Origin of the sequence: Pseudomonas quercus (genome assembly GCF_012033695.1) — a bacterium.
GTDB lineage: Bacteria > Pseudomonadota > Gammaproteobacteria > Pseudomonadales > Pseudomonadaceae > Aquipseudomonas > Aquipseudomonas quercus.
Map to the genome: position 1 here is coordinate 111,788 of NZ_JAAVJI010000001.1, position 20,452 is coordinate 132,239.

A 20,452-nucleotide genomic window follows, 5' to 3' on the forward strand; every position below is an offset into this window, starting at 1 on the left:
ACGCTAGATAACCAGCTGCGCCCCCTGGGCTTCAATGGCCTCACGGTAGGCCCGGGGGATTTTCTTGTCGCTGACCACGCAGTGGAAGTTTTCCAGCGCACCGAAATGGGCGGTACGCACTGCATCGAACTTGGAGTGATCCGCCAGCAGCATGCATTGCCGTGCCTGGCGCATCACCTGCTGCTTGACGCCTACTTCATGGAAGTTGAAGCAGGTTACGCCCAGGTCCAGGCTTACGCCGGCGGCAGAGATGAACGCCCAGCTCAGCCGCAGCTCGTTGAGGATGCTGGCCTCGGCGCGGCTTTCGAACACCTGGTTCTGCCGGTGGAAGCTGCCCCCGCACAACACAAGGGTGCAATTGGGCTTTTGCTGCAGCTTGAGCAGCACGTTCAAGGAGTTGCATACCGCAGTGAAGGCCAGGTCATCCGGGATGAAATCGACAACGAAGGGAACCGTAGTGCCGCAGTCGAAGAACACGGTGTCGCCGGGCTGAATAAAGCTGGCGGCCAGTTTGCCAATCCGGCGTTTCTCTTCCACATGCCGTGTGCCTTGTTCAGTGACACGGTAGTCCCCAGGCTCTGCTTCGTCATGGGCGCGGGTGATATACCCCCCCAACAGCCGTAGCTGCTCGGGGTGGCGGCTCAGGTCGCGGCGCAGTGTCATCTCGGACACTTCAAGCAACGCGGCCATTTCACGTAAATGAATGGCTTTCTGGTCCTGTAGCGCCTGCTGGATCATGCGAATCCGATCGGTTTTTTTTACGTCCATTGAGCATTCCAGCCGTAGGTCATGTATGTTGTAATACTAACATCTTATGTTAATCAAATAACGTGCTTGCACGTCCGCCCTTTGATCAGGACCGCCCGATGACCACGCATTCCCCCGCTGAACTCGCCAAGATGATCGATCACACCTTGCTCGCGGCCGACGCTAGCCGCGCCCAGCTTGCCACATTGTGTAACGAAGCCCGCACTCACGGGTTTTACTCGGTGTGTGTGAACTCCGCGAACGTGCCTTACGCGGTCGAGCAGCTTCAGAGTGCCGATGTAAAGGTGTGCGCCGTGGTGGGCTTCCCCTTGGGTGCCGGGTTGTCCGCCAGCAAAGCCTATGAAACCCAGGAGGCTATTGCCGCTGGCGCGGGTGAAATCGACATGGTGCTTAACATTGGCTGGCTCAAGGACGGGCTGTTCGATGCCGTGCGCGACGACATTGCTGCCGTATTGAAGGCATGCGGCGAGGTACCGCTGAAGGTGATTCTGGAAACCTGCCTGCTGGAGGAGGCGCAGAAGGTGCGCGCCTGTGAAATCTGCCGCGACCTGGGCGTGGCCTTTGTGAAAACCTCTACCGGTTTCAGCCGCAGTGGCGCGACGCTGGAGGATGTGGCGCTGATGCGCCGTGTGGTCGGCCCGGACCTGGGTGTGAAAGCTTCTGGGGGCGTACGCGATGCCGCTACGGCACAGGCCATGATCGAGGCCGGTGCCACCCGCCTAGGGACCAGTTCAGGCATTGCCATTGTGACCGGTGCGCAGGGCGGTAGCGGTTACTGAGCCGAGGTTCCCAGGCCGTCCGGTTCCCGGCCTCCGCCTTCGGCTACGACCGGTCCCACAGGGTACGCGTACACCTGTGGGAGTTCGCGCAGCGGACGAACCTTGTTACCGGCTTGCCTTGGCAGGGCCGGGGAACAGGCGGCGTTAGTCCTTCTTCATCAGCCCCGCCAGTGCGGCGAAGGGGTTGTGGGTGGCTTTGGCCACTTTCGGTGTGCTGAGGGAGCCTTCGCCGAAATACTGCTGGTCGGTATAGCGGGCGTGCTCGTTGTCATGGCAATACAGGCACAGCAGCTCCCAGTTGGAGCCGTCCTGAGGGTTGTTGTCATGGTTGTGGTCGCGGTGGTGCACCGTCAACTCGCTCAGGCGTTTACCGGCGAACTCACGGGCGCAGCGGCCGCATACGTGGGGGTACATCTTGAGCGCCTTGTCGCGGTAGCCGCTTTCGCGCTCACGCTGGGTTTCGGCGAGAATTCGGTCGAGTTTGGACGTATCGGTGGCCATGGTGCACCCGTAGGGTAGAAGACCCCGCTATCTTATAGCCAATAGCGCTACGAAAAGTAGGGCCGGGTGAGCCCTACTTTTTTTTCTTGCCCTTCATCGCTTTCATCCGCTCATGGGCGCGCTTGACCACGGCAGCCTTGTCGGGGCGCTTGAGGCTTTTCCAGCTTTTGATCTCTTCCTTGGAGCGGCCGCAACCTCGGCATACACCGTCGCTGAGTTTGCAATTGGAGGTACAGGGGTTTTCGACGTCTTTAGCCAAAGGGGCCTCGCTGAGGCAATGGGGAAATAGCCTGAACGAGCCCTCGCATAGGCGCCCGTTCAGGCAAGGGCGTTACTGCGTGCGGGTAACCCGCCAGATGATACCGGCCAAGTCATCGGCCACGATCAGGGCACCACGAGGGTCTACGGTCACGCCAACCGGGCGGCCACGGGTCTTGCCATCCTGGCCGCGGAAGCCTGTGGCGAAATCGACAGCGTCGCCCGACGGCTTGCCATTGGTAAACGGCACGAAGACCACCTTGTAGCCTACAGGGTTGTCCCGGTTCCAGCTGCCGTGTTCGCCTACAAACACACCGCTGGCATATTTATCACCCATGGCTGGCAACGAGAAATCCAGCCCCAGTGCCGCCACGTGGGAGCCCAGGCTGTAGTCCGGCTTCACGGCCGAAGCCACTTTTTCAGGGTTCTGGGGCTGGGCACGGGTGTCTACGTTCTGGCCCCAATAGCTGTACGGCCAGCCGTAGAAGGCACCTTCGCGAATGGAGGTCAGGTAGTCCGGCACAAGGTCCGGGCCCAGCTCATCCCGCTCGTTTGCCACGGCCCACAATTGTTCGGTACCTGGCTGAATCTTCAGGGCGGTAGGGTTGCGTGTGCCTGTCGCGTAGGGCCTGTGTGCCCCGGTGGTCGCATCGATCTGCCAGATTTGCGCGCGGTCGATTTCCACTTCCATGCCGCGCTCGGTCACGTTGCTGTTGGAGCCTATGCCCACATACAGGAAGCGGCCGTCCGGGCTGGCTGCCAGTGATTTGGTCCAGTGGTGGTTGATCTGGGAGGGCAGGTCCGTCACCTTGGTGGGCGCGCTGGCTGCCTTGGTCTGGCCATCGGTGTAATCAAAGCTCACCAAGGCGTCCTGATTGGCCACGTACACCTTGCCATTGGCGAACGCCAGGCCATAGGGCGCATTCAGGTTTTCAGCGAACACGGTGTTCATTTCGTACACGCCATCGCCATCGGCGTCCCGCAACAGGGTCAGGCGGTTGCCACCTTTCACCTTGGTGTTGCCCTGGGCCTTGATATAGCTAGCGATCACGTCCTTGGGCTTGAGCTGGGCAGCGCTGCCGCCTTTGCCTTCTGCCACTAGAATGTCGCCATTGGGCAGCACCAGGGTCTGGCGCGGTACCTTGAGGTCGGTGGCGATGGCCGACACCTTGAAACCGTCTGGAACCGTCGGCTTCTGGTCGCCCCAGGCCACGGGTTCGGCGATTTTCATGCTGGGCAGTAAGCCCCGTTGAGCTTCAGGCATCTTTGGGTCTGCCCCGTGGGCCTGGACGCTGTCCGCTTCGCCCCCGCAGGCACTCAACAAAAGCGCCACGCTCAACGCCGTCAATGCGTGTATCTGTTTCATGCTTCACCCTCCGACCGCAGGTTGCTCATGCCGACCCAGGTGGCGATGCACGCCAGTACTGTGACAACGACTGAAAGGACCAGGCCCGAGGGCATGACAGCCCAGGCATCCTTGGCATGCTCGAAGGCGTTCACCAGCCCCAATACCCATGTGACCACCAGCAACAGCAGGTATGCAACCGGGCGCCCGGCCTTGTGCCGAGCACGTACCAGGTTGCCCAGAGCGAACAGCACGGCCAGGCCGCAGAACAGCAAGCCCCCGGCAATCAGCCAGGCGGCGAAGTTGCTCCATTGAATCTGGTAGCTGTTGTAATAGGCGATATCGCTCAACAGCCCGCCCAGAAACAGCGGCACAGTGCCGGCGAGCAGGGTCCCGTGAAGCGGGCCCGGCGTGTGCCGGTAGGCAAGGCGAGGGGACGTGGTCATGGCAGCTCCTTGACGGTCAGCACACCGGCTGGCCTGTGAGGTTCTTGTTCAATTCGCACAAGGAAGGATTGCCATAACTGAACGTTAGTTCACCTTTATTTTATGTCGCAGCCCCTGCCATAGGGGTGCATCCCGGCCATGGGCTTGCGCCAGGCTGGTGCATGCACAGGGTGACCGCACTGGCCTGGTCCCTCAGGAGCCTAGGTGGGGCGAGGTGCCCAGCGGAACCAGGGCACTTGACTACCTGGTCAGCTTCTTGCTTTACACTTGCCAGGTTCCAAGCAACGTTCAGGACGACCATGCAAAACCTCACTGTAGTAATCGCCGGCGCCGGCATGGGCGGGTTGTGTGCAGCTATTGCCCTGCGCCAGGCCGGGCATCAGGTGCACCTGTATGAACGCGCAACCACCCTGGCGCCGGTAGGCGCAGCCATTTCCATCTGGCCCAATGGCATGAAGGTGCTACACGCCTTGGGCGTGGGTGCGGCAGCCGAGGCGGTGGCTGGAGACATGCGGGCCATGAGCTATTTCAGCCATACCGGCGGCCTGCTGACCCGGTTCAGCCTGGCGCCGCTGTACCAGCAGGTGCAGCAGCGCGCCTGCCCCATTGCCAGGGCCGCCTTGCAGCAGCTGCTGCTGGAGGCCGTGGGTGAGGAGGCGGTTACCCTGGGCGTAGGGTGCGAAAGCTATACCGAAACCCCCGAGGGTGTTTGCGTGCAGTTGTCCAACGGCGAGGCCGTTACGGCCGACCTGTTGGTGGCTGCCAATGGCACGCATTCCACCTTACGCAGTGCCGTGGCGGGGGAGCCCATCGACCGGCAGTACTGTGGGTATGTGAACTGGAACGGCCGTATACGCATGGATGCGGCGCTGGGTGATCCCTACGAATGGGCGCAGTTCGTGGGTGAGCACAAGCGGGTCTCGCTCATGCCCATGGGCACTGACGAATTCTATTTCTTCTTCGACGTCCCTCTGCCTGCAGGTACGCCCAATGTGCGTGAGCAGTACCGCGCCGAGCTGCAAAAGCATTTCGAGGGGTGGGCCGCACCGGTGCAGCAGTTGATCGAACAGCTGGACCCCGCTGCCGTGGCACGGGTAGAAATCCACGACACCCGGCGCGTACCCCGCCTAGTGACGGGCCGAGTGACGTTGTTGGGCGACGCCGCCCACGCCATGACACCCAACATCGGCCAGGGCGGTTGCCAGGCCATGGAAGACGCCTGGGTACTGGCACGCTGCCTTGAACGCGCCGATACACTCAACGCCGGCTTGAACGCCTATGAACACCAGCGCGCCGACCGCGTGGCCGGGCTGGTGCTCAAGGCGCGGGAACGTGCGGCAATCATTCACGGGGAAGACCCGGTCGCGACCCAGGCCTGGTATGAGGAACTGCCCGGCAGCGAACGCGATATTTTGGGTGGGCTGATCAAGACCGCCCAGGGAGGGCCACTGTAGGCACTCCCGGAGGGGCGCTTGGCAGTCAGGGGATCAGTTTGCGCGCGCGCATGCCTTCCAAGTGGGCGATAAGCGCGTCGTCGGAGCGCAGCACCATGTTCGAAAAACCGGCCTGGCGGGCCTTGGTGACGTCGAAGATAGCGTCGGTTTCCACATGGAAGATAAAGTCGCCGAAAGCGCCCAGGGCGATTCGGTCGATGTCCGGTTCGGCCAGGCCTTCACGGGCCGCCAACTGTTGCCAGACCGGGCGCATGGCCTCGATCCGCTGGGCCAGGGAAATGGGCTGCGGTTCGCCGACCTCTGCACCGAACCAGGCGGCCAGCTTTGGCCATACATGGCTCCAGCGGAACACATCGCCGTTGGTGATGTTATAGGCACCGTCTGCCTTGTTTTCCACGGCCCACAGGGCCGCCTCACCGATCAGCTCGGCCGAGGTCACATTCACCAGCGCGTTGCGATAGGCCCGCTCCGGGCCGGGAAACTGCATGGCGGTGCCGGTCTCCCGGCAGAGCGCCCCGTACAACCCGATCAGGTTGCCCAGGTTCATGGCCGAACCCAGCGAGTGCCCCACCACGATGTCCGGGCGCAGGGCGGTCCAAGGGATGCCTTCGGCTTCCAGGGAGCGGGCGAAATCTTCATGGCGGAAGTAGAGGTTGGGGGGGAAGTGGCGGCTGTCGTCCTCACGGGCGGGCGTCTTGTACACCCCCAGATGAGCGCCATACACCTTGCCGCCCTGCACGAAGGTGATGCGCTCCAGCTTCGCCCCGGCCGTACGCAGGGCGTTGACCAGGTGTTCGAACATGGCGGCGTTTTCATTGGCTTCGGTGGCCGGGTCCGGATCGGGCTTGAGCGCGCTGTAGAACAGGTGCGTTACGCTGGCCAGGGCTTGGGTGTGACGGGCCAGGCTGGCCGGGTCTGCCAGGTCTGCTGGCAGGTGGGGTTGGGCACTGGGTGGCGTTGTAGAGCGGCTCACCGTGCTGGCTTGCCAGCCAGCCGCCACGAAGGCCTCCAGTACAGCGTGGCCGATCACGCCACTGGCGCCGGCAATGAGTATGTGGTTGGTCATGGGGATACTCCGTCTGCGCGGTAAACGCGCACTGCCGTGAAGGGCCGTGCGTCTGTAACAGCGTGGACAGACGAGGGCTGGGTAAATTCGATCCCTTTCAAGCATCACGTTTTTTTGACAAACCACGCTTTACCCTTCGCTTCGCTTTGGGGAGTAGCCTGCACCTGGCGTGAGCGCCTGGTGCGTTCGTATCAACATTCTCGGCAGTCGCCGTGGTACGAACACCGTTTTGGTTGGCGAGACCAACGACCTGTCGTGGCCAGTCGGGCCTGCGGTGAGTCGTTGTCTTCGTTGCCCGGCCGGAGCGGTTGCGTTGAATCCCATTTCCCTGTTTTTTCTAGCCATGGCCATGTCCACCGATGCCTTTGCGGCCGCTGTCGCCAAAGGCTCGGCGCTGCATAAGCCGCGGTTCTCCCAGGCGTTGCGTACGGGCGTGATCTTCGGCGCCATCGAAGCGATCACGCCGCTCATCGGCTGGCTGCTTGGGCGTGCCGCTTCCAGTTTTGTGGAAAGCTGGGACCACTGGATCGCTTTCACGCTGCTGCTGCTGCTGGGCGCCCACATGATCTACAACGGGCTGCAGGCGGACCACGAGGAAGAAGAAAAAGCCTCGCACCATTCCTTCTTCATGCTGGCAACCACGGCGGTAGCCACCAGTATCGATGCACTGGCGGTGGGTGTAGGGCTGGCGTTCATCAATGTGAATATTCTGGTAGCCGCGGCGGCCATCGGCGTGGCAACCACTGTGATGGTCACTGCTGGCACCCTGTTGGGCCGGGTGCTGGGCACTCTGGCCGGGCGCCGTGCAGAAATGGCGGGTGGGGTGGTGCTGATCTTGATTGGCGCCACTATTCTGTACGAACACTTGTCTGCGGCATAACGTCAGGCGGCTCAAGCGCAACGGCAGTGGCGAAAGCCTCCAATATCCCGTAAAAAGCCAAGGCGGGTGGCGTGGCTTCGGGCGCTGCGCGGCTACTTGGGCCCACGTTCATAGGCCGTTTCGTTCCTCCTGCATACCTGATTAGGCCGACCTGGTGATGTCTCATACGTTCTTATCTGGCGGCGGCGATATGGCTGCCCTGATCGAAGCCAAGGACTGGGCGGCTACCCCGTTGGGCCCGATCGATCACTGGCCACAAAGCCTGCGCACTGCCGTCAGCCTGTGCCTGGCCGCCGATGCCCCCATCAACATCACCTGGGGGGATGAAAATACCCAGCTTTACAACGACCGCTATGGTGCACTGTGTGGCGAGCTACACCCGCAGGCACTTGGCCAGGGGTATCAGGTCACCTGGGCCAGTACCTGGGAGGCCACACGTGAGCTCTTTGCCAGGGCCAAGGCAGGGCAGGCTGTACGCCGGGAACAGCAACACGCAGATGTTGGCCGCGTAGCGCAAATGGAACACGCCTGCTTTACCGTCTCCACGTCACCCATCCGGGATGAAAGCGGGGGCGTTGGCGGCCTGTTTCACTTGGCTACCGACACTACCGCTACCACGCTCGCCGGTGCAGCTCAACACGAGTGGCTGGCCACGCTGCGTGACAGTGAAACCCGACTGCGCCTGGCCGTAGAGGCCGGCCAGATAGGTGAGTGGGAGCTGGACGTGCTTACCAATACCTCGGTACGTGCCCTGCAGCACGATCAGATTTTCGGCCACCCCGAGCCTGTGGCGGAATGGGGGTTCCCAACCTTCCTGGCCCATGTGCTGCCCGAAGACCGCGATGCTGTCGAAGCGGCTTACCGGCAGGCGGCTGAAGAGGGCACGGGCTGGAACTTCGAATGCCGCATTCAGCGCGCGAACGACCAGGCTGTGCGCTGGATACGAGCCCGCAGCACCTCTCAGGTGAATGCCATGGGCCAAGTGGTGAAAATGTTCGGGCTGGTGCAGGACATCACGGATCAAAAACTGCTCGAAATTGGCATGGCCGAACTGAACAGTACGCTGGAGCAGCGTATTTGCGAGGCGGTGGAAGAGCGCGCCAAGGCGGAAGACCAGCTTCGCCAGGCCCAGAAACTAGAGGCATTGGGCCAGCTTACGGGCGGCGTTGCCCATGACTTCAACAACCTGCTGACCGTAGTGCGCTCCTCGGTGGACCTGCTCAAGCGCCCGAACCTCCCTGAGGAGCGGCGAAGCCGCTACATGTCTGCTATCTCCGACACGGTGAACCGCGCCACCCGCATCACCTCCCAGCTGTTAGCCTTTTCTCGACGGCAAAGCCTGAAGCCCGAAACGTTCGACGTCTCGCAAAGCGTGCGCAACATTGTTGAAATGATCGAAACCCTTACGGGGTCGGGTATCTGGACCACGCTGGCCCTCAGTGTGCCGGCCTGTTTCGCCCATGCCGACACGGCTCAGTTCGATGCAGCGCTCATCAACCTGGCCGTGAATGCCCGTGACGCCATGAACGGCAAGGGTCAGTTGAGCCTGTCTGTGCAGGTGGTGGCGGCTATACCAGAGACGGGTAGCCAGCCGGCCGTGGAAGGCGCTTTCGTGGCCATTTCCATGAAAGACACTGGCAGCGGTATCGCCCCCGACCATGTGGACCGTATTTTCGAGCCGTTCTTCACCACCAAAAGCGTTGGGCAGGGGACTGGCCTGGGCTTGAGCCAAGTGTTCGGTTTTGCCAAGCAGTCTGGGGGCGATGTACGGGTGTTTAACACGCCGGGCGCAGGCGCCGAATTCGTGCTCTACCTCCCTCAGGCCTTGGCATGCCCCGCCATTGCCCAAGGCCCAGTGAATGATCACCCCGCCAGCCCCGGTCGCCCCTTGCGGGTGCTGGTGGTCGAAGACAACGTGGACGTGGGCACCTTTGCAACCCAGGCATTGCTGGAGCTGGGCCACAAAACCACATGGGCCGGCCACGCAGAGCAGGCACTGACTGAGTTGCGTGAGCACCCTCAGGCTTTTGACGTGGTGTTCTCCGATGTGATGATGCCGGGCATGGACGGTATCACGCTGGGCCGGGAGATACGCCGCCTGTACCCTGGGCTGCCCGTGGTGCTGACCAGCGGCTATAGCCAAGTGATTGCCCAGGAGGGCACCCACGGTTTCGAGTTGCTGGACAAACCCTATTCGGTAGAGCGATTACTGGAGGTATTGCAGGCAGCGGCACGGGCCCCGGCTACGACCTGACGGCACAACGCCTGCGCCGCCTCGACTGCGCCTCAACCCTTCAATGGCCGCGGCGGCATTTGACAGTTTCGGTCACGACGTTTACGTTAACGTAAACCTTGAGGCATTCACTGCTGTGAACCAGACCTACACCATTTCCGACTTGGCGCGCGCCCTGGACGTCACCCCGCGTACCATCCGTTTCTACGAAGAGCAGGGCATGCTGGCGCCAGAACGTCGCGGCCAGGAGCGCATCTTTTATCCGCGGGACCTGGTCACGCTCAAGCTGATCCTGCGTGGCAAGCGCCTTGGTTTCTCCCTGGCCGAATGCAAGGAGTTGATCGACCTCTACGACCCGGCAGGCAACCGCAAGCAGTTGGCCCGGTTCCTGGAGAAAATCGAAGAGCGCCGTCACCAGCTTCGGCAGCAGATGCTTGATATCGAGCAGATGAACCTGGAACTGGACACTGCCGAAGACCGCTGCCGCGCTGCCCTTGAACAGGTGGCCGACGCTTCCTGACGCTTCGCCACGCTCAAGCAAGAGCTGCTCATACAACAGACGCTCATACAACAATGACAAGAGTGCACAGTGATGACCCCGACCCTCGGCTTGAATTTTTTTCTTGGTGAAGACATCGACATGCTCCGCGATTCGGTCGCGGGGTTTGTGGCCAAGGAGGTTGCACCCCTGGCCCAGGAGGCCGACCGCACCGACCAGTTCCCCATGCCGCTATGGCGCAGGTTCGGCGACATGGGCCTGTTGGGGCTCACCGTGCCAGAAGCTTATGGCGGTGCCGGCATGGGCTACCTGGCCCACATGGTGGCCATGGAAGAAGTCTCCCGTGGCGCAGGGGGCATTGGCCTGTCTTATGGCGCGCATTCCAACTTGTGCGTGAACCAGATCAACCGCAACGGCACCCACGAACAGAAGCAGCGCTTTTTGCCACCGTTGATTTCGGGTGAGCACATAGGCGCCCTCGCCATGAGCGAGCCCAACGCAGGGTCGGACGTGGTATCCATGCGCCTGAAGGCCGAGCGGGTAGGGGACGGCTATCGCCTCAACGGCACCAAGATGTGGATCACCAACGGCCCGGACTGCAACGTGTTGGTGGTCTATGCCAAGACAGACCCAGGGGCCGGGGCCAAAGGCATCACGGCGTTCATTCTCGAGACCGACACCCCTGGTTTCTCCGTAGCGCAGAAGCTGGACAAGCTAGGCATGCGCGGCTCGCACACCGGCGAACTGGTGTTCGATAACGTGCACGTGCCCCTGGAAAATGTGTTGGGTGAGGTCAACCAGGGCACGAAGGTGCTCATGAGCGGCCTGGATTACGAGCGTGCTGTGCTGTCAGGCGGGCCCTTGGGCCTGATGCAGGCCGCCATGGACGCCGTGGTGCCTTACCTGCATGACCGCAAGCAATTCGGGCAAAGCATCGGCGAGTTCCAGCTGATCCAGGGCAAGGTGGCGGACATGTACACCACCCAGCAAGCCTGCCGGGCCTACCTCTATGCGGTAGGCCGGCAACTGGACGCACTGGGCGAAGGCCACGCGCGCCAGGTACGCAAGGACTGCGCCGGCGTGATTCTCTATGCAGCGGAAAAGGCCACCTGGCTGGCCGGAGAGGCCATCCAGATCCTGGGGGGTAATGGCTACATCAATGAGTTCTCTGTAGGGCGGATCTGGCGTGACGCCAAGCTCTACGAGATCGGCGCGGGCACCAGCGAAATCCGGCGCATGCTGATCGGGCGTGAGCTGTTCAACGAAACCCGTTAAGCCCCTGGCAAAGGAGTGGCAGATGACGATCTTGAACACGGGCCTTGATGTTCGGTCCCCGGCCTACCTGGCCAACCGTGACGCCTTGCTGGCCCAGGTAAGCCAGGTGTACCAATTGCTGGCGCAGGTGCGGCAGGGCGGTGGTGCAGCGGCCCAGGCCCGCCATACGGGCAAGGGCAAATTGTTGCCCCGCGAGCGCATCAACCTGTTGCTGGACCCTGGTTCCCCCTTCTTGGAAATCGCACCGCTGGCGGCCCATGAGGTGTATGACGACTTGGTGCCAGCCGCCGGGCTGGTTACCGGCATTGGCCGTGTGGAAGGCATCGAATGCATGGTGATTGCCAACGATGCCACGGTCAAAGGCGGCAGCTATTACCCCCTGACGGTGAAAAAGCACCTGCGCGCCCAAGCTATCGCGCGGCAGAACCGTTTGCCCTGCCTCTACCTGGTGGATTCGGGCGGGGCCAACCTGTCACGCCAGGATGAGGTGTTCCCGGACCGTGAACACTTTGGCCGCATTTTCTTCAACCAGGCCACCCTCAGCGCCGAGGGCATTGCACAGATCGCCGTGGTGATGGGCTCCTGCACGGCGGGCGGCGCCTATGTGCCGGCCATGAGCGACGAAACCATCATGGTGCGCGAGCAGGCCACGATCTTTCTCGCTGGCCCACCCTTGGTGAAGGCCGCGACCGGGGAGGTGGTGACCGCTGAAGATCTGGGGGGCGCCGATGTGCATTGCCGCACCTCTGGCGTGGCGGACCACTATGCCGAGAACGACACCCATGCCTTGGCCATTGCCCGCCGCTGTGTCGCGAACCTGAACCTGCAACCGGCTGCCAGCCTGCAACCCGCTGCGCCTATAGCCCCACGTTACCCCGCAGACGAACTGTATGGCGTCATCCCGGCAGACCCGCGCCAACCCCTGGCGGTGCGTGAAGTGATCGCTCGGGTGGTGGACGATTCACGCCTGGATGAATTCAAGGCGTTGTTCGGCACAACGCTGGTGTGCGGGTTTGCCCGCATCGGTGGCTACCCGGTAGCGGTACTGGCCAACGAGGGCATTCTCTTTGCGGAGGCCGCGCAAAAAGGCGCGCACTTCATCGAGCTGGCGTGCCAACGCAAGATCCCGCTGCTGTTCCTGCAGAACATCACCGGCTTCATGGTAGGGCAGAAATACGAAGCCGGTGGCATTGCCAAGCACGGTGCCAAGCTGGTCACCGCCGTGGCCTGTGCCCAGGTGCCCAAGTTCACGGTGATCATAGGCGGCAGTTTTGGCGCGGGTAACTACGGCATGTGCGGGCGTGCCTACGATCCGAATTTCCTCTGGATGTGGCCCAACGCGAAAATCGGCGTGATGGGCGCTGCCCAGGCGGCCGACGTGCTTGCACAGGTCAAGCAGGAGCAGGCTACGCGCAGCGGCCAGGCCTTTACTGAACAGGATATCGAGGCCGTGAGGCGGCCGCTGGTGGACCAGTACGAGCACCAGGCGACGGCCCTTTACTCCACCGCCCGGTTATGGGACGACGGCATCATCGACCCTGCGCAAACCCGGGACGTGCTGAGCCTGGCGCTGGCCGTTGCGGCCAATGCCCCTATCGCCGACACCCGTTTTGGTGTGTTCCGCATGTAACCCGCGCCGCTTGCCAAGAGGCTTTGCCATGAAACGCTTTTCTACCCTTGAACTGCTCATTGATGACGGCGGCGCGGCCACCCTGTGGCTCAACCGGCCGGCGGTCAATAACGCCTTCAACGCCCAGATGATCGACGAACTGCATGACGCGCTGGCCCAGGTGGAAACCGATAGCCAGGTGCGCCTGCTGGTGCTGCGCGGCCGTGGCCGACACTTCAGTGCAGGCGCCGACCTGCAGTGGATGCACGCCAGTGCCCAGTTGGGCCTGGAGGCCAACCTGGCCGAGGCCCGGCGGCTCAGTGACCTGATGCACCGGCTGTACACCTTGCCTTGTCCTACCCTCGCGGTGGTACAGGGTGCGGCGTTTGCCGGTGCGCTTGGGCTGGTCAGCTGCTGCGACATGGCCATCGCCGCAGAGGATGCACGCTTCAGCCTGTCCGAAGTGCGCCTGGGCCTGGCCCCTGCGGTCATCAGCCCCTATGTGGTTCAGGCATTGGGCAGCCGAGCCACGCGACGCTACACCCTCACGGGCGACCTGTTCACGGCAACCGAGGGGTTGGCTCTAGGTTTGTTGGCTGAAGTCTGCGCGCCTGCAGCATTGGATGACTACGCGGCACGCTGGGTAGGCAACCTGCTGCGCAACGGGCCGCAAGCTATGCGGGCCAGCAAGGCGTTACTGCTGGAAGTGGGCGAGGGCGGCCTTAGCGAGCCGCTGCGCCGTCGCACCGAAGAGGTGATTGCTCAGCTGCGTACCAGCTCCGAAGGCCAGGAGGGTATTGGCGCCTTTCTGGAAAAACGTGCGCCCGCCTGGCAGCCCGCCTGGCAGGAGGTGCAGCCATGAGTACGTTTGACACCCTATTGATCGCCAACCGTGGCGAAATCGCCTGTCGCATCCTGCGCACGGCCAAGGCCATGGGCTTTCGTTGTGTAGCGGTGTACAGCGACGTAGACCGCAATGCGCGCCATGTGCTCGAAGCCGATCAGGCGATTGCCTTGGGCGGCGAAACACCGGGAGAGAGCTACCTGGCCATGGATAAGGTTCTGGCTGCCGTAGAGGCCAGCGGTGCCCAGGCCGTGCACCCTGGGTACGGCTTTCTGTCCGAGAACCCCGCCTTTGCACGGGCTCTGGAAGCCCGAGGGGTGACGTTCATTGGGCCGCCTGCCAGTGCCATCGAGGCCATGGGCAGCAAGGCAGCGGCCAAGGCGCTGATGGCTACGGCTGGGGTACCGCTGGTGCCGGGCTACCACGGTGAAGACCAGGCCGATGAATGCTTCCGCACGGCGGCGCGGGAGATAGGCTACCCCGTGCTGCTCAAGCCCAGCGCTGGGGGCGGGGGCAAAGGCATGAAGGTGGTGGAGGACGACGCTGCGCTGGCCGAGGGGCTGGCGTCCGCACGGCGCGAGGCCCTGTCGGCGTTTGGCGATGCGCGGTTGCTGGTAGAAAAATACGTGCTAGCGCCACGCCATGTGGAAATCCAGGTGTTTGCCGATCAGCAGGGTAATGGGCTGTACCTGCATGAGCGCGACTGCTCCATCCAGCGGCGGCACCAGAAAGTGATCGAAGAGGCGCCTGCGCCCGGCTTGCCCACCGCACTGCGAAAGGCCATGGGTGAGGCCGCTGTGCGAGCGGCCAAGGCCATTGGCTATACCGGCGCTGGAACGGTGGAGTTTCTGCTCGATGCCCGAGGCACGTTCTATTTCATGGAAATGAACACCCGCCTTCAGGTGGAACACCCGGTCACAGAAGCCATCACCGGCCTTGACCTCGTGGCTTGGCAACTGCGAGTGGCCAGCGGTGAGCCCCTGCCCATCGGCCAGGCTGACGTGCCCTTGCACGGCCATGCCATCGAAGCACGGTTGTATGCTGAAGACGCAGACCAGGATTTTCTTCCCGCCAGCGGCCGTTTGGCCGTGTATCGGGAGCCGCCGCCCGGCGAGGGCCGCCGGGTGGACAGTGGTGTACAGGAAGGGGATGAGGTCTCACCGTTCTACGACCCCATGCTGGCCAAGTTGATTGCCTGGGGTGACACCCGCGAAGAAGCCCGGCGGCGCCTGCTGGCCATGCTCGAACAGACCACGGTAGGGGGCGTGAAGACCAACCGCGGGTTTGTGCAGCGTGTGCTCGGCCATGGCGACTTTGCCCAGGCTCGGTTGGACACGGGGTTCATTGCTCGGCACCAGGCGCAGCTGTGCCCGCCCGCCCCGGCGCTGACCAAGGTGTTCTGGCAACAGGCTGCACGGTGCTACCTGGCGACCTTTGAGCCACCTGCCAACGGCTCGCTTTGGGCCAGGCGAGCCGGGTGGCGCAGTGCCGGGCCAGCTGAAGTGCTGCTGCACCTGCAGTGTGGCGAGCAACAGCAACGGGTGGTGCTCCTGCCGGATACACCCGTACAGGCCACGGGCGTACGCCGGGGCGATGTGCTGTACCTGCAGTGGCAGGGCAGGCAGTACGAGGTGCAGGCGGTGGACCCCCTGGCCCTGGCGGGTCGGCACCAGGCTGCATTGGGCAGCCTGGCAGCGCCGATGAATGGCCGCGTGGTCAGCGTGCTGGTTGACGTAGGCCAGCTGGTGGAGGCCGGCGCCGCGCTGGTCGTGCTTGAGGCCATGAAAATGGAACATACGGTAAGAGCTCCGGCGGCGGGTACGGTCAGCACCGTGCTGTGCGCCCAGGGGGACAAGGTGAGCGAAGGCACTGTGCTCGTCGCCGTAGAGGACACCGCCCATGCGCCTGCCTGACGCCGTACGCATTGTGGAAGTGGGACCACGGGACGGCCTGCAAAACGAAGCTGGCCACGTGTCGACCCAGGCGAAGGTGGAGCTGATCGATGGCCTGGCGAACGCTGGGCTGGGGTATATCGAAGCCGGTAGTTTTGTGGCCCCGGCCTGGGTACCACAGATGGCGGACACCGCTGCGGTGTGGGCGGCCATGCGCCAGGCGCCCGGCGTGACCTATGCGGCCCTGGTCCCCAACCTGCGCGGCCTGGAAAACGCCCTGGCGTGTGGCGTGCGCGAGGTGGCCGTCTTTGCCTCCGCGTCCGAAGGGTTTTCCCAGCACAATATCAACTGTTCCATTGCCCAAAGCCTGGCCCGTTTCGAGCCTGTGCTGGCACGGGCGTTGAGCGAAGGGGTCCGGGTGCGAGGTTATGTCTCCTGCGTGATGGGCTGCCCATACGACGGTAAGGTCACGCCGGAACAGGTGCGCCCTGTGGCCTTGGCCTTGTCGGAAATGGGGTGCTATGAAGTCTCCCTGGGCGACACCCTTGGCGTTGGCACGGCCACCCAGACCCGCCGGTTGATCGACGTGGTGGGCCACGCTGTACCCCGCGCGCAACTGGCCGGGCACTATCACAATACCTATGGCCAGGCCTTGGCCAATGTCTACGCCAGCCTGCTGGAGGGCGTCAGCGTGTTCGACAGCGCCCTAGGCGGCCTTGGAGGCTGCCCCTATGCCAAAGGGGCCAGTGGCAACCTGGCCACTGAAGACCTGGTGTACCTGTTGCAGGGCCTGGGGATTGAAACGGGTGTGGCCTTGGACACACTGATAGCCCTGAGTTGGGCCTTCAACCGCGTACTGGGCCGCACCCCGGACGCCAAGGTAAGCCTGGCACGGCCAGCACCAGGGGTGGGGCCGTAGGGGCAAAGGCGCTTAGCCGGTGCTGCGGCCTAGTTGATCGGCAATGGCAGCTTTGTCGATGACCGACCACACGCGCCGGATCTTGCCTCGTTCATAGGCGTAGAACACGTTCTCGGTGAACTGCACGCGTTGGCCATTGACTGGCAGGCCAAAGAGCTCCCCCTTAGGGGTGCAGTCGAAGTGGAGCCGACAGGCGATGTTGGGCGGTTCAGTGACCAGAAACACCCTGCGAAACGCCAGGTCGGGAATGGCTTCGAAATCCCGTTCCAGCATGGCACGGTAGCCTGCCAGGCCCATGGGCGTGCCATTGTATTCCACGTTTTCCGCCACCAGTTCGGCCAGGCCCGCCAGGTTGCGCGTGTTCAGGCAGTTCAGGTACGCATCGTAAAGGGTTGGCAGTTCGTGCAAAGGCATTGGGATTCCTGGTCAGTATCGAACATCCACATGAATGGCCTGCCCATCGGCCTGCCGCTCTACATAACAGACTACACGCTTGCCAATGCGTTGGAAGGTCAGGTCTACGCTGGCTTGCGCAAAGCCCAGATGGCGCACATCCAACCGGGCAATGCCAAACGGCAGCTGGGGGCGGGTGATGGTGATCTTGTTGCGCTGGGCATCGATGGCGATCCCCAGGCAAGCCTGGAGCAACATGAAGACCGAACCGGCTGCCCAGGCTTGGGGCAGGCAGGCGACCGGGTAGGCGATAGGCGCTTCGCCGGGCGCCCGCTCAAACCCACAGAACAGCTCAGGCAGGCGCATGTCGAAATGGCTCGCCGCTTCGAATACGCCCCCCAACAGCCTGACCACACCGTCGTGCTGGCCATACCGGCCAATACCCAACGCACAGAGCGCTACATCATGGGGCCATACCGAGCCATTATGGTACGACATAGGGTTGTAGCGTACGGCTTCACGCGCCAGGGTGCGCACGCCCCAGCCGTTGTGAAACGCACTGCCTAGCAGCTGTTTGGCGACAATGCGCCCACGCTCTGGAGAGGGTAGGCCGCTGGCCAGCAGGTGCCCTACATTGGAACCCCGTACTTTACAGGGGCGCTGTTCGCCATCCAGTGCAACGGCATAGAACTGCTGGTCGTCCAGCCAGAAATGACGCTCCACTGCCTGCTGCATGCGCTGCGCCTGCTGTGCCCAATGCAAGGCAAGGGCCGGGTCCCCACGGCCTTCGGCCATATAGGCCAGGCTGTGATAAGCCTCGTAGGCGTACCCTTGCACCTCCACCAGGGCAATGGGGCCCTCGGGGTTATCGCCGTTCTGATGGAAGATGGAGTCATGGCTGTCCTTCCAGCCCTGGTTGGCCAGCCCTGTGGCCTCGCCTCGGGCATAGCTGATAAAGCCCTCAGGGTTACGTTGAGCATTCTGGGCCAGCCACCCGGCAGCGGCTTCCAGGTGGGGCCACAGCGAATCGATAAAAGCCCAGTCGTCTACCCGGCGCACGTAGGCACCGGCCAGGGCGATAAACAACGGCGTGGTGTCGACCCCTCCGTAGTAGCGGCCAAAGGGCAGCTCATTGAGCCGGGACATTTCACCCTGCCGTGTCTCGTGCATGATCTTGCCCGGTTCGGCATCACGGAACGCTGATGTTTCCTGCGCCTGATGGGCAGCCAGGTAACGCAGTACACCCCGCGCCAACCCAGGGTCCAGCCACAGTAATTGGCGCGCGGTGATGATGGCGTCCCGGCCAAAGGGTGTGGAGTACCACGGAATACCGGCATACGGGTAAGGGCCGGTGGGGAACTCGGCGGTCAGCAATGCAACGTCTGCACGGGACTTGTCGATCCAGTGCTGGAACAGCCGGCCTGAAGCTACCAACCGGGCACCTTGGCGCTGTTTCCTGCGCATGGCTAGCCGCGCACGTGCCGCACAGGCGCGAAAGTACCCGCGGCCCGGTGCCTGGCTACCTGGCCCTACGAGCACATAGAGCTCGCTGTTGGCATGGGGGGGTAACGCGACCCTGAATTCGGCCACCGTATCGCTGAGCGTTTCTGGCGTATGGGAAAACCGGATCACGCTGTTTCGCACATAAGCGTCCAGGCCTGTATACCGCATGGCGACACGGTCACTGCCCACCACCGCAGGTTCCAGGGTGCCGCGATGTGCCCGTGGCGCACCCCGCACCTCGAACATGTCACGAAAGTCGCCGGCGAAGTGCAGGGCCAGGGCCAGGTCGGCAGCCGCGTCGCTGTAATTGGTGATCACGATGCATTCGTGCATGCTGCCGTCCCACAGAAAGCGCCGCCGCTCGATGTGCAGTACCCCTTGAGGGGCTGAGGTTTCCCCGATGACCGGCAAGGGGTGGTTGGTGAAATGTGACGTGGAGTACACGTTGTCCTGGCTCACCGACGCCGACAACAGGCAGGGTTGCTGACCGGCGACGCTCAGGCGGTAATCGGAGAGTACCCGGGTGTCCTGATAAAACAGGCCATCGGCGCTTCCGGTGATGTCACCGAAGGCATTGGTGACCAAAAACATGTCGCCTTCCACTAAGACATAGTCTTTCTGGCTGCTTGTACTGTTCATGGCGATCTACCTGTATCACGCGTCAAAGCGCGGTAAGCCCAAGGCTGGTCAGCGAGTGTTCGGAAGGTGCGGGCATCAGGGCATGGGGCATGCCGTCTACCAAGTGGCCTGTCAGCCGCTCGGTACATAGCCTTGCATATAAGGCGGCGTATTGTCGGGCCATGGTCTGAGACGAAAACCGTTGTTCAAATGCGGCTCGGACAGCCTTGCGGTCCAGGGTACCCACCGCTTGGATCGCCTGTATCGCTTGGCCTATGGACTCCACGATATAACCGGTGCGGCCGTGTTCGACCACTTCGGGCACTGCCCCGTGGTTCCAGGCAATCACGGGGGTACCGCAGGCCATAGCCTCGATCATGACCAGCCCGAAGGGCTCTGGCCAGTCGATGGGAAACAGCAATGCACGCGCATTGCCCAGGAAGGCACCTTTTTCGTGGTCGCCGATTTCGCCTAGAAAGTCGATCAGCGGATGCGCCAGCAGAGGCTGTATCACCTGATGGAAGTAAGCACGGTCAGCACTATCGACCTTGGCGGCTATCTTGAGGGGGATACCTGTGGCGATGGCAAGTCGAATAGCGCGCTCAGGCCCTTTTTCCTCGGAAATGCGCCCCAGGAACGCCAAGTAGCCTTCGGGCTGCGCGCTGAAGGGGTAATGGGTATCCGCTAGCCCATGGTGGATCATGCCATACCAGTTGGCAGTGGGCAGTGGGCGGCGCTGGTCGTGAGAAATGGACACCAGTGGATAAGCCTGCCACAGATGATAAGCCAGCGGCAGGTCGATAATGTCCAAGCGCCCGTGCAGGGTGGTCAGGGTTTTGGACGCTTGTGTTTCAAAGAAAGGGAAATGCAACAGGTCGATGTGGAAATGCAAGATGTCGAAGTTATCGGCCTGTTCTCGAACTCGGTGCAGCATGCTTAGGTGGCTGGCGTGGTCTGATTTCAGCGGGGCGCTGTCCAGGCGCAGAGCCTGGGCGCGGCAATCCACCTCCGTGGCACGTGTCTGTGCTCCCGCCGCTGAGAACAGTGTGACCTCATGGCCCTGTTCTACAAGGGCATCCGTGAGGTGGGCAACCACGCGTTCGGTACCGCCATACAACTGCGGAGGTACTGATTCATACAAAGGTGCGATCTGGGCAATCTTCATACCGG

Annotated in this window: 19 protein-coding genes and 1 riboswitch; of the genes, 10 read left to right on the top strand and 9 right to left on the bottom strand. The window is 62.5% G+C overall.

Translation table 11 applies throughout. The features are described 5' to 3' along the window. Positions 1-3 precede the first annotated feature (3 nt). The gene (gene deoR / locus HBH25_RS00405) at positions 4-768 is read right to left on the bottom strand and encodes a DNA-binding transcriptional repressor DeoR (RefSeq protein WP_168080402.1); all 765 of its coding nucleotides are present in this window, start codon (positions 766-768) and stop codon (positions 4-6) included. A gap of 98 nt (positions 769-866) precedes the next feature. On the opposite strand from deoR, the gene deoC reads away from it, so the two are divergent. Beyond that, positions 867-1,547: a deoxyribose-phosphate aldolase gene (gene deoC / locus HBH25_RS00410; RefSeq protein WP_168080404.1), complete on the top strand. Its 681-nt coding sequence runs from the start codon at positions 867-869 to the stop codon at positions 1,545-1,547. Between the two features lie 144 nt (positions 1,548-1,691). Here deoC and HBH25_RS00415 read toward each other — a convergent pair whose 3' ends face one another. From HBH25_RS00415 to HBH25_RS00430, 4 genes are all read right to left on the bottom strand, one after another. Beyond that, positions 1,692-2,048 carry a YajD family HNH nuclease gene (locus HBH25_RS00415; protein ID WP_168080406.1) on the bottom strand — a complete coding sequence of 119 codons (357 nt, stop codon included), beginning with the start codon at positions 2,046-2,048 and terminating at the stop codon, positions 1,692-1,694. Positions 2,049-2,121: 73 nt separating this feature from the next. After that, positions 2,122-2,307 carry a DUF1289 domain-containing protein gene (locus HBH25_RS00420; RefSeq protein WP_168080408.1) on the bottom strand — a complete coding sequence of 62 codons (186 nt, stop codon included), beginning with the start codon at positions 2,305-2,307 and terminating at the stop codon, positions 2,122-2,124. Between the two features lie 72 nt (positions 2,308-2,379). Next, positions 2,380-3,672: a PQQ-dependent sugar dehydrogenase gene (locus HBH25_RS00425; protein WP_168080410.1), complete on the bottom strand. Its 1,293-nt coding sequence runs from the start codon at positions 3,670-3,672 to the stop codon at positions 2,380-2,382. Continuing rightward, the gene (locus tag HBH25_RS00430) at positions 3,669-4,097 is read right to left on the bottom strand and encodes a DUF2231 domain-containing protein (protein ID WP_168080412.1); all 429 of its coding nucleotides are present in this window, start codon (positions 4,095-4,097) and stop codon (positions 3,669-3,671) included. The genes HBH25_RS00425 and HBH25_RS00430 overlap by 4 nt, the downstream gene beginning before the upstream one ends. Positions 4,098-4,396: 299 nt before the next feature. On the opposite strand from HBH25_RS00430, the gene hpxO reads away from it, so the two are divergent. Next, entirely contained in the window at positions 4,397-5,551 is a 1,155-nt protein-coding gene (gene hpxO / locus HBH25_RS00435) for an FAD-dependent urate hydroxylase HpxO (protein ID WP_168080414.1), read from the top strand. Positions 5,552-5,576: 25 nt separating this feature from the next. Here the strand turns inward: hpxO and HBH25_RS00440 are convergent, their stop codons facing one another. Beyond that, the gene (locus HBH25_RS00440) at positions 5,577-6,617 is read right to left on the bottom strand and encodes an SDR family oxidoreductase (RefSeq protein WP_168080416.1); all 1,041 of its coding nucleotides are present in this window, start codon (positions 6,615-6,617) and stop codon (positions 5,577-5,579) included. Positions 6,618-6,753: 136 nt separating this feature from the next. Beyond that, a riboswitch (yybP-ykoY riboswitch) is annotated at positions 6,754-6,927 on the top strand. 3 nt (positions 6,928-6,930) lie between these two features. On the opposite strand from HBH25_RS00440, the gene mntP reads away from it, so the two are divergent. From mntP to HBH25_RS00480, 8 genes are all read left to right on the top strand, one after another. Further along, complete coding sequence (gene mntP, locus HBH25_RS00445; RefSeq protein ID WP_168080418.1) at positions 6,931-7,497, top strand: manganese efflux pump MntP; 567 nt, start codon at positions 6,931-6,933, stop codon at positions 7,495-7,497. 190 nt (positions 7,498-7,687) lie between these two features. Further along, complete coding sequence (locus tag HBH25_RS00450) at positions 7,688-9,751, top strand: hybrid sensor histidine kinase/response regulator (protein ID WP_229631767.1); 2,064 nt, start codon at positions 7,688-7,690, stop codon at positions 9,749-9,751. A 115-nt stretch (positions 9,752-9,866) separates the two neighbouring features. Further along, on the top strand, positions 9,867-10,250 hold the full coding sequence (locus HBH25_RS00455) for a MerR family transcriptional regulator (RefSeq protein WP_168080422.1): 384 nt from the start codon (positions 9,867-9,869) through the stop codon (positions 10,248-10,250). A gap of 72 nt (positions 10,251-10,322) precedes the next feature. Then, positions 10,323-11,504 carry an isovaleryl-CoA dehydrogenase gene (locus tag HBH25_RS00460; protein ID WP_168080424.1) on the top strand — a complete coding sequence of 394 codons (1,182 nt, stop codon included), beginning with the start codon at positions 10,323-10,325 and terminating at the stop codon, positions 11,502-11,504. A gap of 22 nt (positions 11,505-11,526) precedes the next feature. Then, the gene (locus tag HBH25_RS00465) at positions 11,527-13,134 is read left to right on the top strand and encodes a carboxyl transferase domain-containing protein (RefSeq protein WP_168080426.1); all 1,608 of its coding nucleotides are present in this window, start codon (positions 11,527-11,529) and stop codon (positions 13,132-13,134) included. Between the two features lie 28 nt (positions 13,135-13,162). Continuing rightward, positions 13,163-13,975: an enoyl-CoA hydratase-related protein gene (locus tag HBH25_RS00470; RefSeq protein WP_168080428.1), complete on the top strand. Its 813-nt coding sequence runs from the start codon at positions 13,163-13,165 to the stop codon at positions 13,973-13,975. Continuing rightward, positions 13,972-15,870 (top strand): acetyl/propionyl/methylcrotonyl-CoA carboxylase subunit alpha, encoded by a 1,899-nt coding sequence (locus tag HBH25_RS00475; RefSeq protein ID WP_168080430.1) that lies wholly within the window; start codon positions 13,972-13,974, stop codon positions 15,868-15,870. The genes HBH25_RS00470 and HBH25_RS00475 overlap by 4 nt, the downstream gene beginning before the upstream one ends. Further along, a complete protein-coding gene (locus HBH25_RS00480; RefSeq protein ID WP_168080432.1) occupies positions 15,857-16,768 on the top strand; it encodes a hydroxymethylglutaryl-CoA lyase in 912 nt (303 codons plus the stop codon). The genes HBH25_RS00475 and HBH25_RS00480 overlap by 14 nt, the downstream gene beginning before the upstream one ends. A 12-nt stretch (positions 16,769-16,780) precedes the next feature. Here the strand turns inward: HBH25_RS00480 and HBH25_RS00485 are convergent, their stop codons facing one another. Genes HBH25_RS00485 through HBH25_RS00495 form a run of 3 tightly spaced genes read right to left on the bottom strand, consistent with a single transcriptional unit; the run spans position 16,781 to position 20,447 of the window. Beyond that, a complete protein-coding gene (locus HBH25_RS00485) occupies positions 16,781-17,182 on the bottom strand; it encodes an ester cyclase (protein WP_168080434.1) in 402 nt (133 codons plus the stop codon). A gap of 12 nt (positions 17,183-17,194) precedes the next feature. Beyond that, on the bottom strand, positions 17,195-19,303 hold the full coding sequence (locus HBH25_RS00490; protein ID WP_168080436.1) for an amylo-alpha-1,6-glucosidase: 2,109 nt from the start codon (positions 19,301-19,303) through the stop codon (positions 17,195-17,197). Between the two features lie 22 nt (positions 19,304-19,325). Next, positions 19,326-20,447, bottom strand: coding sequence for a glycosyltransferase family 4 protein (locus HBH25_RS00495; RefSeq protein WP_168080438.1), 1,122 nt, complete (start codon positions 20,445-20,447; stop codon positions 19,326-19,328). Positions 20,448-20,452: the final 5 nt, after the last annotated feature.